18 protein-coding genes and 1 pseudogene are annotated in these 14839 nt (G+C 53.2%); 15 read left to right on the top strand and 4 right to left on the bottom strand.

Annotation, left to right across the window (positions count from 1 at the left end; genetic code table 11):
- Positions 1 to 188: pseudogene (locus tag SLW75_RS26890) on the bottom strand (hypothetical protein); the annotation flags it as partial.
- A gap of 979 nt (positions 189 to 1167) precedes the next feature.
- Here SLW75_RS26890 and SLW75_RS26885 point away from each other — a divergent pair.
- From SLW75_RS26885 to SLW75_RS26855, 7 genes are all read left to right on the top strand, one after another.
- Positions 1168 to 2433 (top strand): replication initiation protein, encoded by a 1266-nt coding sequence (locus SLW75_RS26885; RefSeq protein WP_410935933.1) that lies wholly within the window; start codon positions 1168 to 1170, stop codon positions 2431 to 2433.
- Between the two features lie 170 nt (positions 2434 to 2603).
- Positions 2604 to 3437: a hypothetical protein gene (locus SLW75_RS26880; protein WP_410935932.1), complete on the top strand. Its 834-nt coding sequence runs from the start codon at positions 2604 to 2606 to the stop codon at positions 3435 to 3437.
- Positions 3438 to 3623: 186 nt separating this feature from the next.
- Positions 3624 to 4553 (top strand): replication initiator protein A, encoded by a 930-nt coding sequence (locus SLW75_RS26875; protein WP_410935931.1) that lies wholly within the window; start codon positions 3624 to 3626, stop codon positions 4551 to 4553.
- Between the two features lie 150 nt (positions 4554 to 4703).
- Positions 4704 to 5018, top strand: coding sequence for a hypothetical protein (locus tag SLW75_RS26870; RefSeq protein WP_410935930.1), 315 nt, complete (start codon positions 4704 to 4706; stop codon positions 5016 to 5018).
- Between the two features lie 911 nt (positions 5019 to 5929).
- Positions 5930 to 6994 (top strand): DNA cytosine methyltransferase, encoded by a 1065-nt coding sequence (locus SLW75_RS26865; RefSeq protein ID WP_410935929.1) that lies wholly within the window; start codon positions 5930 to 5932, stop codon positions 6992 to 6994.
- A 172-nt stretch (positions 6995 to 7166) separates the two neighbouring features.
- The gene (locus SLW75_RS26860; RefSeq protein ID WP_410935928.1) at positions 7167 to 8297 is read left to right on the top strand and encodes a ParA family protein; all 1131 of its coding nucleotides are present in this window, start codon (positions 7167 to 7169) and stop codon (positions 8295 to 8297) included.
- A 70-nt stretch (positions 8298 to 8367) separates the two neighbouring features.
- Positions 8368 to 9336, top strand: a complete 969-nt coding sequence (locus tag SLW75_RS26855) for a ParB/RepB/Spo0J family partition protein (RefSeq protein ID WP_410935927.1) — start codon at positions 8368 to 8370, stop codon at positions 9334 to 9336.
- 181 nt (positions 9337 to 9517) lie between these two features.
- On the opposite strand, the gene SLW75_RS26850 is transcribed toward SLW75_RS26855, so the two are convergent.
- Genes SLW75_RS26850 through SLW75_RS26840 form a run of 3 tightly spaced genes read right to left on the bottom strand, consistent with a single transcriptional unit; the run spans position 9518 to position 10405 of the window.
- Complete coding sequence (locus SLW75_RS26850; protein ID WP_410935926.1) at positions 9518 to 9763, bottom strand: hypothetical protein; 246 nt, start codon at positions 9761 to 9763, stop codon at positions 9518 to 9520.
- A 2-nt stretch (positions 9764 to 9765) separates the two neighbouring features.
- On the bottom strand, positions 9766 to 10116 hold the full coding sequence (locus SLW75_RS26845; protein WP_410935925.1) for a LexA family protein: 351 nt from the start codon (positions 10114 to 10116) through the stop codon (positions 9766 to 9768).
- A complete protein-coding gene (locus tag SLW75_RS26840) occupies positions 10109 to 10405 on the bottom strand; it encodes a hypothetical protein (protein WP_410935924.1) in 297 nt (98 codons plus the stop codon). The genes SLW75_RS26845 and SLW75_RS26840 overlap by 8 nt, the downstream gene beginning before the upstream one ends.
- Before the next feature lie 99 nt (positions 10406 to 10504).
- On the opposite strand from SLW75_RS26840, the gene SLW75_RS26835 reads away from it, so the two are divergent.
- The 8 genes from SLW75_RS26835 (at position 10505) to SLW75_RS26800 (ending at position 14786) form a co-directional block, all read left to right on the top strand.
- Entirely contained in the window at positions 10505 to 11209 is a 705-nt protein-coding gene (locus SLW75_RS26835) for an SOS response-associated peptidase (protein ID WP_410935923.1), read from the top strand.
- Between the two features lie 550 nt (positions 11210 to 11759).
- Positions 11760 to 11978, top strand: coding sequence for a hypothetical protein (locus SLW75_RS26830; protein ID WP_410935922.1), 219 nt, complete (start codon positions 11760 to 11762; stop codon positions 11976 to 11978).
- A gap of 378 nt (positions 11979 to 12356) precedes the next feature.
- Positions 12357 to 12611: a hypothetical protein gene (locus tag SLW75_RS26825; RefSeq protein WP_410935921.1), complete on the top strand. Its 255-nt coding sequence runs from the start codon at positions 12357 to 12359 to the stop codon at positions 12609 to 12611.
- Between the two features lie 50 nt (positions 12612 to 12661).
- Positions 12662 to 13033, top strand: coding sequence for a hypothetical protein (locus tag SLW75_RS26820; RefSeq protein WP_410935920.1), 372 nt, complete (start codon positions 12662 to 12664; stop codon positions 13031 to 13033).
- Positions 13034 to 13241: 208 nt separating this feature from the next.
- Positions 13242 to 13580 carry a hypothetical protein gene (locus tag SLW75_RS26815; protein ID WP_410935919.1) on the top strand — a complete coding sequence of 113 codons (339 nt, stop codon included), beginning with the start codon at positions 13242 to 13244 and terminating at the stop codon, positions 13578 to 13580.
- Positions 13581 to 13677: 97 nt separating this feature from the next.
- On the top strand, positions 13678 to 13992 hold the full coding sequence (locus SLW75_RS26810; RefSeq protein ID WP_410935918.1) for a hypothetical protein: 315 nt from the start codon (positions 13678 to 13680) through the stop codon (positions 13990 to 13992).
- Positions 13993 to 14002: 10 nt separating this feature from the next.
- Positions 14003 to 14320, top strand: a complete 318-nt coding sequence (locus SLW75_RS26805) for a hypothetical protein (protein ID WP_410935917.1) — start codon at positions 14003 to 14005, stop codon at positions 14318 to 14320.
- A gap of 202 nt (positions 14321 to 14522) precedes the next feature.
- Positions 14523 to 14786, top strand: coding sequence for a hypothetical protein (locus tag SLW75_RS26800; RefSeq protein ID WP_410935916.1), 264 nt, complete (start codon positions 14523 to 14525; stop codon positions 14784 to 14786).
- Positions 14787 to 14839 lie beyond the last annotated feature (53 nt).

Below are 14839 nucleotides of genomic sequence, written 5' to 3'. Positions count from 1 at the left end.
GAAAGACCGCTAAGACGCTTGCGATCCTTTTGTTCCTGGAGCACCGGGTCTACGGCATCGACGTTCTGGTTTAACGTCTTCACAAGTGCGAGCAATTCCTGCTCATATTCCGTGCGACCGTCGTCGCTGCCTGTCCCTACCGCTGCTTCGCGTTGAACGTCCGATGTTGGCTCTCGCAATTCGGTCATTAAATCCCCTCCGTTTTCCGTATTCTAACCATGATGCGGAATCGGTCAATAGCTAATGTTCAATGTTGAAAGCCTGAAATCAGGCCTCCTACTCAGAATGTGGTTCTCAAGGTGCTTACGATACGGAATCGCCATTAGTGGCAAACTGCTTTCATAAAGGCGATATGGACAGTCGTACATCACCGACGTTTCACAAACCCCGTCGTATATCGCCGACATTTTGCAGGCTCAGGTGATGCGATTCCGCCTGCCAGAAAGGTCTTTTGATAGGAGTTAGCAGGTCTATGCGAGCGGGATGGGCTGGTTAAGCCGATAGATGTGCATTTGAGGCACTACTCGTACATCGGCGACAAAATTTATTTCCCTGCGGCCAGACTCGTATATCGCCGACACAACGTTTCGTACACCGGCGACGCTTTTGTCGTATATCGCCGACGCTCTATTCGTATATCGCCGACAGACGGTCAAGCGCCAACGTAACGCCCACGCGGCTTGTAGCCATCACGGCCTAGCCAAAACACGCGCACGTTGCGCTGCAGATCCAGCAAAGGAAAAAGATTTTATGACTCGGCGGAAAATGCTGGAGGCCACGTAGAACGCGGGTTTCAGAGGGTTGACGTCGGCTTTTGCAGGCTCTAGCCTTCGCCGGAATCTAGATCCATATAAGTGGTTTTAAAGGGGCGGGATCGTGATATGCACCCCCCCTCCCCTCTTTTCCGTGGATGCCTTTGGCCTCTAGAAGCACTGCAAACCACTCCGAGGAGATCGGCCTAACGGGCTGAAGAAAAAGAGTACGAACAAGCACCCTGGCGAACGCCGGGCAAAAAAAAGAGCCGTCACGTCTCATCCTGGCAGATAGTCGACGTGAGGCTCACCGATTAGGTAGCTCGATTATGGACACCTGCGCCTTCGCGTGCAAGGTACACCGCGATTTCTATCGCGCAGAAAATACCTTGTTTCTCACACCGGATTACCTGCTTTGAATCCGGGCAAACCTGGTGCTCTGCAGACGCCTGTCGACCCACGTTTCTTTGTCGCCCACACCGCCCTAAACAGAGTCTTTGAGGAGGCTTCGTATCTGGCTAGGTGCAGCGACAATAAGACGGCTATGCGCGTGCGCCCGCGTGAGTACGCGATTCGCTATCCCTACATGCAGGTGAACCGTCTAGATCGGGTGTCCTGGCTCATTTTCGATCTCGATCACCCTAACTCCCTCATCTGGGAGGATGCAGGTCTCCCACCGCCCAACCTCATTGTCCGCAACCGTCATTCAGGGTCTTGTCACCTCTACTACGCGATCATTCCGGTGTGTACGTCGGATAGCGCTCGGGACAAACCAATCCGTTACATGAAGGCCATTTACAAGGCTTTCGTTGACCGACTTAAAGCTGATCCTGAATATCATGGTGGTCCGGTCGCTAAAACGCCGGGGCATCCCTGGTGGCATACCCGGGAATTGCACAGCGACGTTTATGAGCTCGCAGACCTAGCAGAGTGCGTTGAGCTGGAATCCATCACCCCATGGGGCAAAGGCCCAGATCTGGATGCTGTGTCACATTCACGGCACTGCATGTTGTTCGAGAACCTGCGATTTTTTGCCTACAGCATCGTCAACAATGAGCGCGAGCATGGTAGCTACGAGCACTTCATACAGCGTCTCACCGCACATGCTCACAACAGCAATCAGTTTGGTGGCCGGGGTTCTTTTCGTGACGATTTGCCCACTTCCTCGATCCGGTCCACCGTCCGATCGGTCGGTCGTTGGACCTGGAATCGCTATACAGGTAACAGCAGGTGCCACAGGGGTGTGATGGAGCTGGACAAGTCTACTCCACTCGCAGAACGCCAAAAGCTCTCAGCAAAACGAACCCATGCAGTGCGTCACCAAGCTACAGAATCCAAAATCCGCGCTGCGTGCCGTGCTCTGCATCACCTGGATAAGCCATTAGCGATCGCCTCCATTGCCGCTCTCTCAGGGATCACCAGGCAGACCGTGGCCAAGTACCGGCACGTCATCAACGAGACACGCTCGAACGTCGTTGTTGCGTTGCAACCGATCCCCACGTCGTCTAACCCTGCAGCAAAAAATACCCCCGGCTGCAGGAGACAAGAAAACGCTGAGCTGTGTGTTAAGCATGGTGCCAATCAGATACCTGCTGGTGGGGTTTTGACCCCGAAGGGGGAGTTAACCGCCACCACGCCTGTTCTTATAGATACTCTGATTGACGCAGCTGACAGTTCCTAACGTCCATGGGGAGTGATTCGGCACACGGATCTCTTGATCGACTTAGCTATCTCCCCTTTAACCCTTTACGTATGTACGTACGTACGCAATCCTGTTATCCTTTGCTCTAGAGTTTCGTTGCGAAGCTCGCCTGGCGGCTACCAGGCTAATGTTCTAGGGGCAGGTATCACATGAATCAGTTACAAATGGGATTGTTCTTCGATGAGTCCAGTGTCGACATCGCTCTTAGTGAGTCTGGGTCTTGGAATTGTCCTTGTTTTAACCTCGCTGAATACCAAAACCTGGTGGTTCAGGCACGGGCGAATGTTTCGCGCGTACCACTAGATCTGTTGCCGTATTTTCTTCTTGGCGTTGAGTCCAGTGAGCAATCAATTTCTCAAGGGTCGACACCTGAGGACCGGCCTTCCCAGTGGCGTGCTGTCGCGCATTTCAATGACAGCACCTGGCTCGGGTTAAATGCCGTAGCTACTCCTGGATTAGGCTCGGGTGCCGAGTGCAAGGTACGTACTGCCCCCCGATCAAAGGTGATAGGCGTCTACGTTGAAGGTGTTGGCTCGCTTATTGTTCACGGATGGGTGAGCACTGGCGATTGCCGATACTGGGCTGAATTTTTGCCCTGGCGCTCGTGCTTTTTCAGGCCCAGCTTTCGGGACGCTGTTTCAGTGATTTCAGAGGCGTACAGCAGCTGGGAAAACGTCGTTTCATGCATGCAGTTTTCTTCTGCCGGCGACAAGGTTCCATCTGTGCCTACAGTGAAGGTCAAAGGCCGTGAATACGTGGTTACCAGCGCTGTATACAGCCGGAAATACCGTGAAGGTGAGGCGTGGGGTTTTGTCCGACTTTGCGATTGGGCCGGGCCAAGCTTCACCTATGACCAGAACATTAAAGAAATGGAAGCCGGAAGGAAGGAGCGTGGTGATCAGCGCGGTACATTGGCTAAAATCCGCGGTGAAATCTGCGTGCTTTCCGAAATGGTCATTTTAGCGGACCACTCGGTTTTGTAGATTCCAGTTGAAACAAAGCCCAGACGGCGGCTACCGATCTGGGCTTCTACCAGGGTGAACTCGTCTAGGAGCGTCTGGATTCTTCCATGATAGCGATTCCCTCGAGTCTGCTCAACATAGCTCGTCCGGAGCATCGAGGATTGAGTTCCTGTGTAAACTCCAGCGATTCGGAGAAGAAGATCAGTTATGAGTGACGAACTCGAGCACAAACCCAAACGAGGTCGTAAGCCGAACCTGGTTCCTTACGTTCAGACGGACATGTTCCAGGCCAATATGGTCGAGTGGCCGGTAAAAGACGACCTGGCCAGCATGGAATTCCCGCTTTTCTCGCTCTCCACCATTCCAGATACGGCAATCCGGGAGTATCACCAGCCGGGCACCAACAAGCACGTCCGAATCATCCCTCCGGTGATTGGTGCGGCCACGGTCTTTGATAAAGACCTTTTGTTGTTCATAGGCTCTCAGATCATCGAGGGCCGAAAGGCCCACTTACCCATATCAAACACAGTCAAATTTGACTCTTACGATTTCCTGATTGGGACCGGCAGGGAGCCAGGGGGCAATGCTTACGCGAACATTTTGGATATGCTCCGTCGACTGAAAGGCACTCAGATCGAGACGAACATCGTTACCGGTGGCGAGGAGGAGACCAAGGGCTTTGGGTGGATCCATGACTACACCATCACCAAGAAAACCGGGAACGGCAGAGGCGTCCTCGAGTGCGTCGTGCAAATCTCCGACTGGATGTACAAAGCCCTCCTCCACTATGAGGTATTGACCATTGACCGGCGCTATTTCGCGCTAAGAATGCCCCTTGAGCGACGCCTATATGAGCTTGCACGTAAACATGTTGGCAACAAGCCCATCTGGAAGGCAGATATTGAGTTGATGCAAAAAAAATGTGGCTCTACGCAAGATCTGCGGCATTTCCGGGCTGATGTACGCAAGATTATCAAGCGGGACTCACTACCCGACTACAGAATGGCCCTCGATACCACCTGCAAACCCCATAAAATCGTCTTCTACACCAGGAACAATCAGCTTCTGGCGGGTGAGCTAGCCGATGCCGGCAAGGCTGTCTGGTTTGAATCCCTGGAGCGATCCGAGCCCACCTAGTCGTATTTCGCCGACATTTTAGGGCTGCTGGTGCAGCCTTTTTTTGTGAACTACGTTTACATACGTACATACGTACGTATAATAAGTGAGCGGCTCAGTCGAGCCGCTCCCGGCGGCTACCGGGGAAAAACGAAGTCTAGGAGTGAACAAATGAAGCGTATTCCTCTGCGATCTGTCGACCGAGATGATGCCCAGCACCTTCAGGATGAAATTGATAAGCTTCAATCGGCTCAAAGCGTGATGCTTGAAGCAAATCGCGCTCTAGAGTTGGGCGATGAGCTTACCCTCATTCGATTGGGACTGGACCCGGCGCGTATAAGTGAACTTGAAGCGCGACATCAGGCTGGTAAAAAGGGTTTTCCTGAGTACGTAATCCGGAATCTCTCCCACACAATCCAGCAACTGCAGGATTACCGAAGGGCCTCGGTGCTGCACCGAATCGATAAGGACGAGCAGCCGGAGTAATTAACTTTTCGTGTACGTACGTATGTATTTGCGTACGTGCGTACATGTATAATCGTCACGCTTGATCGGTCCAACTTTTTCGAGGTGAAAGTAATGAAGGATAAGCCTGCAGCTACGACCCTAAAGGGTGAAGCCCCTACACGATCTAATAAAACCATAAGCCTCCGAACCGATTTCAATGAACGCCTGCGTGATGAAGCTTTTAAGAACAAGACAACAGCATCAGCCCTCATCGAGAAAGCTCTCGCCGAAATGTGGGGAATCCAGTAGCTACAGCCTCCAGGTCTGGAAGCACGCGCATGCCTAAGTACTCAAAGCTTGAGCGCTATGATGGACTCATGGGAAAGGTATCGGATCCTGCCATCGCTCAGATGGCCGGAACAACGACCGAAGCTGTCCGTGCTCGAAGGATCAGGATCGGCAAACCTGCTTACACCCCTCCCCCTTCCCACCAGGATGCCTTAGAGCTACTCATCCCCTTCCTTGGCCTATACCCAGCCGGAATGCTGGCAAGTGCTGTCAATGTCCCTCTGCAACAGGTCTCAAATCTAATAAAGTCCCTTGGGGTTACTCCCTACCAACAACCTCGGCCTGACATTCCATCCTACGATCATCTTCAAGGCAAGCAGCCGGATCAGGAGCTCGCAGACGTTATAGGCTGCTCTAAAGAGGCTGTAAGGTTGCGGCGCGTACGTTTAGGAATTGCGTCATATCGCGAAATGGCTCGCCGCACTTCCCGACGCCAGTGATACACGTCCCATAAAAACCCCTGTTGCTAGTAGCAACAAAATCCGCTAATTACGTACGTACGTATGTACACATATACGTATAGAGGATAGAATGCTCAGGACAAATCAGTGCCAGTGGCGGCTACCACTGCACTGTTTTCCACCAGTCTAGGAGCATTTTGCATGGGTATGGTTTGCGAGTTGAATTCGCTGGTATCGGGATTTTCAGAGGCTAGGTCTCTTGAGCAAACAGCTGGTTTGCACCATCTTTTTGACCAACCTTCGAAAGCCGATGTCATTCGCCTGGCTGATAAAGCGCGGTGCTATCTGCCGCCCGCAGAGGCCCGCAAACGGATTGATGGCTGGATTGCTCATGCCGGCAGCCAAGCTGCAGGCATGGAGAACACTGACAAGGTGGTGCTTTCGCTCTTCGATACCTCAGGAGAGTGGTCCCGGCCGTGGGCAGAAGCCGGCTACCAGGTCTACCGCTTTGACATTCAGGACAATCCAGAGCTCGGCGACGTGAACAATTTCAATGTCGAGTTCTTCACCGAGTGGTTCGGTGACTTCTACGGCCAGGAGGTATTCGCCATTCTTGCTGCTTGCCCTTGTACAGACTTCGCTCGTTCAGGCTGCAGGCATTTCGGGAGTAAGGATCTGGACGGGCGAACCAAGGCGTCGGTCGAGCTCGTTCACCAAACCCTTCGTGTAATTGAATACTACAAACCAGCACTGTGGGCTGTAGAGAACCCTGTCGGCCGCATTGAGAAATTGGGCGGGCTCCCCAGTTGGAGGCTTTCGTTTGATCCGTGCCACGTTGGGGATCCCTACACAAAGAAGACGTTGATCTGGGGACGATTTAACGCAGATCTTCCTGTGGCACCTGTTATGCCCGTTGAAGGCTCAAAAATGCACTCGAAGTATGGAGGCCGGAGCCTTGCGACAAAAAATGCGAGGAGCGTAACCCCTGAGGGTTTTGCCTACTCTTTCTTTATGGCAAATAACCAGCTGGATAACCCTCAACTCGCCCTATGCGCAAAGTACGATCGTCTGTCGTCACGCCTACTGGGACAGGCCATCGACGCGGGTTTGAAGCCGCACGAAATCAGCGAACTCATCGACGACGCATACCTCATGGATCTGGACGACGATAGCGCCCATTCGTTGTTGCGAGAGGCGGTTTCGTTGCGAGGCTGCAACCTGGACAGCTTCGTGGATGCAGGCGGGCAGGTCGCAATGACCTTGTAGATAAACGCTTTGGTTTGCCCGGCATGGAGCTGGGCGAGCCGGAGTTGTTGCTAGTAGCAACATTTCGAATTCAGCTTAGAACGCTAAAACAACACTTATTCATGAACCTGCGACTTTACATGCGTTATTCATGAACTATAATGTTTTCTACGACCTACAGAAGGGTATCTGAATGAACTCCACCGAAGAATCTCCACTGGAGCTGCAGAGTTTCGTCGACTTCGCAGGCTTGACCTTCTCGCCGCAGTTTGCTGCTGAATGCTTCGGGCTCACGACAAGACGCTTGAAGGACATCGAAGAGGAAAACGGGATAGAGATTCGACGAGTCCCTCGGGGCTCGTCTACAGCGCGGGTTTATGGACTTGCCGACCTGTTTGCAATTGCAGCGCTACGTCGGCGTTTGGGGCACTCGAAAGGCCTGTCTCGCCAAATGGTTGTCTCTATATTTGTACCGAAAGGCGGCACGAATAAAACAACTACGGCTGTCAACCTGGCCTTATCGGCACAGTTCGCTGGACTCAAAACGCTGATAATCGACAATGACCCACAAGGCGACACGTCCAGCATGTTGGGATACGACCCTGATTTGGGGCCGGAAGACTTGACCGAGATGGGTATCCCACAGGATCGACTCGTTGATGGTCATCTTGGCAACCTGATCAGTCCCTTATTGCGGATGCGAGCGTTTGATACGAAAACTCTTGATGAGGTCATCAAGAAACCGTTTGGCGAAGATGGCATCCACCTGATTCCCGCGGATTCCTACATCGAAGATTTAGGCGTTGCCTTAGACGCTTCAAATAACCCAGACATGTGGTATGCCCGTTGGATTGAACAGGCTAAATCAGGTGAAATTCCTGGCTGTGACTTGTCGAGCTATGACCTGATCATTTTCGACAATGCTCCAGCCGGTTCACGGCTGACCAAGAATTCCGTGGCGGCCAGCGACTTACTTCTTTGTCCAATCAGGATGGACAAGTTTTCATTCCGTGCCCTTCTCCGGCTGAACGACTGGTGCGCCCGATTTGCACGGGAATATGGATACGCACCCAAAATGCTTGCGATCCCGACGATGTTCATCCGCAACCGCCCGTCTCTGATCAATAACCTCTTCCGACTCAATGAGCTTTTTCCAGGCCGGGTAACGGAAGAAAAGATCTATCTCTCGGAGGAGTACACCAAATCCTTGGATGAGGGGATCCCTCTGCTGCTGTGGAAAGGTGCAACGTTTAAAAGTCTCGGTCCAATTCGGGACGTACATCGGGAAATCCTCAACAGAATGCGCGAAATCGCATCAGCTTGAGCTGTTGCTAGTAGCAACGCCAGATAACCCGTGTTGCTAATAGCAACACAGCATGTTGGAGACTCGTAATATGAAATCGAATGATTACCCTGGAAAACCGAAGACGGGCGTCCTTGGTGTTCGCAAGCCAGCTGAAATCCCTGAAGGTACTCCGTCGAGCGCGCAGGGGAGGGCGGCAATGCTTCAAAAGCTGGATGAGCAGGCCCAGGAGCCGCTGGTTGGGGAGTGGATAGCCAAAGACCAAACCCTGGAGGATATCGTTGTCTCAAGCGTCGATGTCTCGCCATACCAGCCCCGGTTAGTGTTTGACGAGCTGGCTATCTCGCTGCTTGTGGAGTCAATCCGTGAAATTGGGCTGGGGAAACCCATCCTTGTGAGACCCCTTCCAAACGGACGACACGAGCTTGTCGGGGGTGAAAGACGTTGGAGAGCTGTCACTATCCTGGGCTGGGACAGGATAACAGCCGTTGTGAAGCCTATGACCGACGACATGGCAATGTTGCTCGCGTTGGCAGACAACGAACATGAAGAGTTGACAGACTATGAGCTTGCTCGTAGCTACGACCGATACCTTCAAAATGGTAACGATAAGAGTCAAAGCGCCATTGCACGTCGCTTGGGGGTCAACCGGTCTGTAGTCAGTCGGTGCCTGGACCTGATGAAGCTCCCAGGGTCTATTCGCAAAGTACTCGATCAGCATCCGGGTTTGATTACTGCCAACTACGCCAAAAAGTTCGTCGATTTAGCGGAACAGGATGCTCACATCGTCGAACGACAAGTCTTGAACATGGTTGAAAAAGGGACCAAGCAAGAGCAAGCACTTCGGCAGATCGCCTTAAAAATTGCCGCATGCTCTAATCAAGCTCGTCCGGCATTTATTCCACGTCCGGTAGCAGGAATCGGAACAATAAAACTTGCCGGTCAAAAGCTCGAATTAAAGTGCGAAAAGGGTATCGATCCAAACTTACTGATGCACGAATTCGAAGAGTTCTTGAAGAGCATTGACCGCAGCAAACTGGCGGCTAAGGACGCGGGGTAGGGGAGGTCATTAGAAGCGGCAGCACCACAGGAGGATGTTTCACTGCGCTCAAACCGGTGCTGGAACAAAGCGTTTCGCAGTGGCGTCGAGCGCCAGGAATAGATCGGCGGGTAGGGGAGGGTGGGGCAGGATAGGGCCTCGCCTTGTAGCAGCCGCGTACCGGACGATCGATTCCCTCAGATCACCGGCCTGGCCGGCCAGCTTTAAGCCATTCCTGGTGTGCCAGCTCCTCTGAGACGTGTGCATAAGCTGCGTCGGCAAGTTCAAGCATTTCCCGCAACTCTTCCTCGTCAATGATGCCCAACCTGCACAAAGCTTTGGCATGCCCGGAAAGCTCGCCGACCCAGTGATCGATGGCGCATTCGCGCCGGGCCTCATGCTCAAGCAGATCGTTCCAGAGTTTCAATTCGCGCGCTTTCACGTCCATGCTCAATTCCTCCAGTGATCCCGAATGCTGTGAGTGACTACGCCCCATACGCCGAAATCGTCATCCTCCATAATATAGCGATCGGGATACTTTCGATTCGCCGAACGTAGAACTGGATGGTTTCCCACGAAGCTCAAAAACTTCACAAGCGGCTCCTGATTCACTAAGGCGATAATGATCCGGCCGGGAGTAGCCTCAATCCCCTTGTCGACAATCAGTAGGTCACCGGAGAAGATGCCCGCACCCTGCATGCTATCCCCCTCCACCTTAACCAAGTAAGTGCCGGGCGCGCGGATATTCAGGAACTGGTCCAGCGATATGTCCAGGTGATCTGGGACTGTGTCGTCATTCAAAGCGGCACCACCACGACTGAAAGTAGAATGCCTGCTCAACTTGTTCGATGCCTGAAATAATCAGACCCTGGGTACCCATGCTCGTCACGCTGGCATCCAGAAGCCTCGGCAGAGCATCCGGCGCGTGCCCGACGCTGTTCAAAATGAAGGCTTCCCGGGTAACACGTCCAAGGGCAGAGCACTGAGACTCAACGATCTGGACGTCGCCTTTGAACGGCGGGAGCTTGCTGAGTTGGTCTTTCGGCACGGCGACGCCCATCTGGCGGCGCGGAGTGATCAGGACGTACATGGGGGAATCTTCACTTGTTAAGACTGTATATCCGTACAGTTAACTAAGCGGTGCGGTTGCGGTCAACACTGTATAAGCCGATTTACGACAGGTGACCTCATGTGCGGACGATATTCGATCTACGAGCCAATGGACCACTACCTCAAAACGCTTGCTCCAGAGCAGCTGGTCATCAATGGGTACGACTTGTGGCCGATCGAGCGATACAACGTTGCGCCGACGACTCGCGTCGAAATCATCAGGCCGACTGAAGACGGCTTGAGAGTGGACAAGGTGCGTTGGGGATGGTCGCCGTTCTGGGCGAAAGGGGAAGGAAAACGTCCGGCCCCGATCAATGCCAGGGTCGAAACGGTGACGACAGGGAAGTACTTCAAGCAGCTGTGGCCCAACGGTCGAGCTCTGGCTCCGGCGAACGGCTGGTTTGAATGGGTAAAGGATCCGGGCGACCCAAAGAAGAAGCAGCCTTACTTCATTAGGCTGAAAGAGGAAGGTCCTATGTTTTTCGCCGCGTTGGCAGAAGTGCATCAGGGCCTTGAGCCGGACCCGCAGGACGGTTTCGTGATCATCACGGCCGACAGCGATGAAGGTATGGTCGACATTCATGATCGGCGGCCGGTCGTGCTGAGCCCAGAGCACGCTCGGGAATGGGTAGACCCGCAGACGACGCCAGAGCGCGCGGCCGAGATCGCCAAAGAGTGCTGCAGGCCGACCGAGGAATTTACGTGGTTCGAGGTGAACAAAGACGTCGGCAACGTGCGCAACCAAGGGCCACGGTTGATTGAGGCGATCAGAAATGTGGAGTAGGACCACAGTGGCAGCCAACCAAGTCTGAATAGGTATACCGATGCGCCATTAGCCCCACTCGCGGGCTTTGGCAGTACCAAGATGCATGGTTGAAGGAAAAATCCCTTTCCTACTGGCGGTTCCGAATGGTCCTACATGGTGAACAGATGGGCTGGACTAGTATTAACGCTCTGAATCAGCCCTCACACCAAGCAGGAAATCTTACATGCCTAAGGAACTTGAGATCACTAAGATTAGCTGGAACATTCACGCCCTCCAAGGATGGTTTGCAGTTGTTGTTGGACTTATGGGAATGGGAGCACAGTTTGTTGTTGGCCCTTCAGTAGAAGGATTTATCTTCAGCTCTCTCGGTCTGGCGGGTGGAGCAGGTTTGGTGACTTGGGCAGGCCCAGTCAGGAACGTATCTGCCCATAAGATAAGCCTTAGCCGATAGGGCCACCGCGATATTTTTAAGATCATCGACAGTTAACCTATAGGCTAATCAATAATTGCGGTAAGTTAGCCTATGGGCTAATCTCATCCTCATTGAAGTCAATCACTGGGAATGATCATGACCACCGCTACCAAGGCACAGCTTGACCTGATCTACAGCAACACCGCTGCAAGCAACGAGTCCCGGAACATCGGGGCCTTTAATCTTGGCCATTGCGGTGCGCACGCAAGCTGTATGCAGGCACAAGTTTCTGACACGGTTTCTCGAATTCAGACCCTGCGGAAAAGGCCTGTACAGCGCGGCTATTCGAAGCCAACGCCCTGGCCGTCGAAGTAAGGAGGAAATCATGAGCAGCATCAAAAACACACTCGCACAGCTCGATGATGATTTGCTTGCGGAGCTGCTTGAAGTAGCGTTGTGCGACATAGTGCGGAGAATTACTTGATGTTGGTTAAACGGTTGACCCCGGATGAATTTAAGGCCGAGTACCGGCGCCGAGGATGGAGCGGGAAGGACTTAGCTGTCCATTGGGGTAAGCATCCGGTATCGCTCAGTAAAATCGTCAATGATCCCGAGCGGCCAATGCATTGGGACGACGCAGTTAGAGGTCTGCCCGAGTGCAAATAGTTAGCCTATAGGCTAACAATTTATTGACTGAAGTTAGCCTATGGGCTAATATTTCCCTCGTTGAAACAAATCACTGAGGGTCAAAACATGGATTCACCAGCTGCTGTGAGGATCGTTGTTGATGTCACGGGTGGAGCAATCCACGCGGTTTACGCAGATCAGCCCGTAGAAATTGTGTTCGTCAGCCATGACGGCGATGACATCGACGATGAGCAGGCTACTGCTAATTTCCGGTCGATCCAGGGCGAACAAGTTGCACTCTGGATGGATGGCAGTGATTCGGACAACGGTGCTGACTCCGAGGTTGTTACTCACTACTTCGATCAATACGCCAAGTCCTAACACAGTACGGCCCGGCACGCCGGGCCACTCCACCGGTCAAGGAAAACCTCATGAACTTCGAGCGCGCTTTCACCGTTGTTTCCGGCATCCAATCCGCTACGGCTCTTGCTGGCAAGTTGTTGTTGGCATCGGCGTTTTACGAAATGACCCCGCTGCCTGATGACGAGTATCAATTTGCTGTGAAGGTTGATCGTAAGGATCTACTGGATGGCCCTGACTTCGACGGCATGGGCAAGTCAGCCCTGGGTGATTGGTACAAAAATATGGTTGGCTATAACCCGGTAGAAGATGATCCAGCAGTATCGCTTGAGGAACTTCGAGCGAATTGCAAAGAAATGTCTTTGATTGAGCGCTGTGGGGGAATCGACACTCCCGCATATCAACAGATCGAGGCGCAGCGCCGGGCTGCCATTGAGTTATAGGAAATCTACGATGCCGATGAAGCCGCTTTGTCTTTGCTGTGACCGCTGCCGCACGCAGCAGCCAACGGCCAGAAGCTACACGACGGCTGGTGTTTGCTACACCTTGTGTGATCCTTGCCGTGCAGAGTTTGATCGCCCAGCGACGCCGGATCGTCCTCGTAGTCCAGGTGATATCTCACTCGATTGGCTCTTCTGAGGTAGTAAAACGATGACCATGAATGTACAGCCTTTGCAGATCAAGTTCCCGACAGCCGAGCGGGCAAACTCCGGCGATGCCAAGCTATACAGCTTCGCGGAAGTGCCGAGCCTGGATCAGGCCGATGAGGACTATGTTTTGTTCCTCACGGTGCGCGCCGCCGATCCTGACCAGGAACGACTCCTTGCCGACACCTGTAGCCGTGCAATCACGCAGGCACCCAAGGCGCTGGCTGCCATGCAAGCGGCCTATGCCAAGCTCGATAGCGTGGCCTTTGTGTCGGAGGAAGGTGATACGGATGACGTAAAAGCCGCCTTGCTCGATGCCATGGGCGCTTTAGTCGCCGCATAAGGGAAAAATTGCCCAGGTACACCCGAAGCCTCGCCACCGTGCGGGGCCAATCACGTAGAAGGATGCCGCTTTGGCCTCAATGCAGAAGGGTTTTGGAATGGCAGACACGATTAAATTTGGCACCGAGGTTGAGACGGTAACGCAGAAAATTACCGACTTCGCCCCTGGGACGGTCAACTTCGCCCAGGACGTTATGGCTGAGCACATCAGGCGTTTCGGAACGACAGCAAATGGTAAATCAGAGTCGTTCACGTCAATCAGTCTCATGCCCAGCCAGGTTCAGATCGGTATCTACGATACCTCGCCAGAACCCCGTGGTAAGCACAAGCAATTTTGGGTCATGCGGTTGCGCAAAATCCCTGGTCGGAATCGCCTTCCGCGTGGCTTTACCAATGCACAGCTGTTTGTGTAAGGAACCGATGATGACTGCACAAAAAATGTTGTCCGACGCCCTTGAGCGCGTTCAGCTCGATCCGGGCGTTGCCTCGCTGCCCCCGATTGAACAAGCGCTCAAAGCCGCTGTGCTGCTGCTAATGGAGTCTGCCCCTCATACGGCGAACACCGCAGATTACGACGGTGAACGTTTCACCGCAGGGTTAGCGTTCTTGATGGGTGGGCATCTGGAGGCTGATGGGCACGAAGACGAAACCGACGCGCCCTATTACTTCGGCCACTCTGCTATCCAAGCGTTTGAAGCCGGTGCTGTTTGGCAGGCGCAACGCACCACTGAAAGAAAGTAGGGAAGGTCGCAGGAACGCCCAAGCCGAACCTGTCGAGAGGCGATTAATCTAGTCGGCTCCCGACAGTCACAGATCCTCTGGAAAGGTCACAGGCTGCAGGGTAATTGGAGTTAGATCAATTTCTTGAGGCCCCGCCGTTGAGCGTGGGTCCGAGGCCATAGGAGAGATGCGGTTTTCGCGTCCTTTGAACGAGTGAATGATAATGCGAGTTTTGATTTTGATTGTTAAGGCGGTACTCGGAATTGCAGGTGTAGTTGGGTACGCCATCGGTTTTACCGTCTTGCTGAACTCGATGGCAATTGTCGCTCACCTAGCGGATGGTTTCTGGTTCGGTAAGAGCATTATAGGGAGTGACAACGCAATAGCCGGTATTTTTGCAGCTGTAGCATGCGGGTCTTTTAGTTGGGTCGTTTGGCATGTTGAGCTGCTACTAAAACCGAAGATGATTGAGCACCAGGCCAGGTAGGAAATGAGGCCCGCTGCACCCCGAGCCCTGGCCCTCGCTGGGGCCGAGGACGT

This window comes from Pseudomonas sp. W5-01 (assembly GCF_046540435.1).
GTDB classification, from domain to species: domain Bacteria; phylum Pseudomonadota; class Gammaproteobacteria; order Pseudomonadales; family Pseudomonadaceae; genus Aquipseudomonas; species Aquipseudomonas graminis_B.
The sequence above is the reverse complement of the archived record's forward strand: the minus strand, read 5'-3'. Positions and strand labels throughout refer to the sequence as shown.

Coding starts and splice junctions, on each gene's coding strand:
- SLW75_RS26880 (WP_410935932.1), top strand. CDS start 2,604: ATGAATCAGTTACAAATGGGATTGTTCTTCGATGAGTCCAGTGTCGAC.
- SLW75_RS26875 (WP_410935931.1), top strand. CDS start 3,624: ATGAGTGACGAACTCGAGCACAAACCCAAACGAGGTCGTAAGCCGAAC.
- SLW75_RS26870 (WP_410935930.1), top strand. CDS start 4,704: ATGAAGCGTATTCCTCTGCGATCTGTCGACCGAGATGATGCCCAGCAC.
- SLW75_RS26865 (WP_410935929.1), top strand. CDS start 5,930: ATGGGTATGGTTTGCGAGTTGAATTCGCTGGTATCGGGATTTTCAGAG.
- SLW75_RS26860 (WP_410935928.1), top strand. CDS start 7,167: ATGAACTCCACCGAAGAATCTCCACTGGAGCTGCAGAGTTTCGTCGAC.
- SLW75_RS26855 (WP_410935927.1), top strand. CDS start 8,368: ATGAAATCGAATGATTACCCTGGAAAACCGAAGACGGGCGTCCTTGGT.
- SLW75_RS26850 (WP_410935926.1), bottom strand. CDS start 9,763: ATGGACGTGAAAGCGCGCGAATTGAAACTCTGGAACGATCTGCTTGAG.
- SLW75_RS26840 (WP_410935924.1), bottom strand. CDS start 10,405: ATGTACGTCCTGATCACTCCGCGCCGCCAGATGGGCGTCGCCGTGCCG.
- SLW75_RS26835 (WP_410935923.1), top strand. CDS start 10,505: ATGTGCGGACGATATTCGATCTACGAGCCAATGGACCACTACCTCAAA.
- SLW75_RS26830 (WP_410935922.1), top strand. CDS start 11,760: ATGACCACCGCTACCAAGGCACAGCTTGACCTGATCTACAGCAACACC.
- SLW75_RS26825 (WP_410935921.1), top strand. CDS start 12,357: ATGGATTCACCAGCTGCTGTGAGGATCGTTGTTGATGTCACGGGTGGA.
- SLW75_RS26820 (WP_410935920.1), top strand. CDS start 12,662: ATGAACTTCGAGCGCGCTTTCACCGTTGTTTCCGGCATCCAATCCGCT.
- SLW75_RS26815 (WP_410935919.1), top strand. CDS start 13,242: ATGACCATGAATGTACAGCCTTTGCAGATCAAGTTCCCGACAGCCGAG.
- SLW75_RS26810 (WP_410935918.1), top strand. CDS start 13,678: ATGGCAGACACGATTAAATTTGGCACCGAGGTTGAGACGGTAACGCAG.
- SLW75_RS26805 (WP_410935917.1), top strand. CDS start 14,003: ATGACTGCACAAAAAATGTTGTCCGACGCCCTTGAGCGCGTTCAGCTC.
- SLW75_RS26800 (WP_410935916.1), top strand. CDS start 14,523: ATGCGAGTTTTGATTTTGATTGTTAAGGCGGTACTCGGAATTGCAGGT.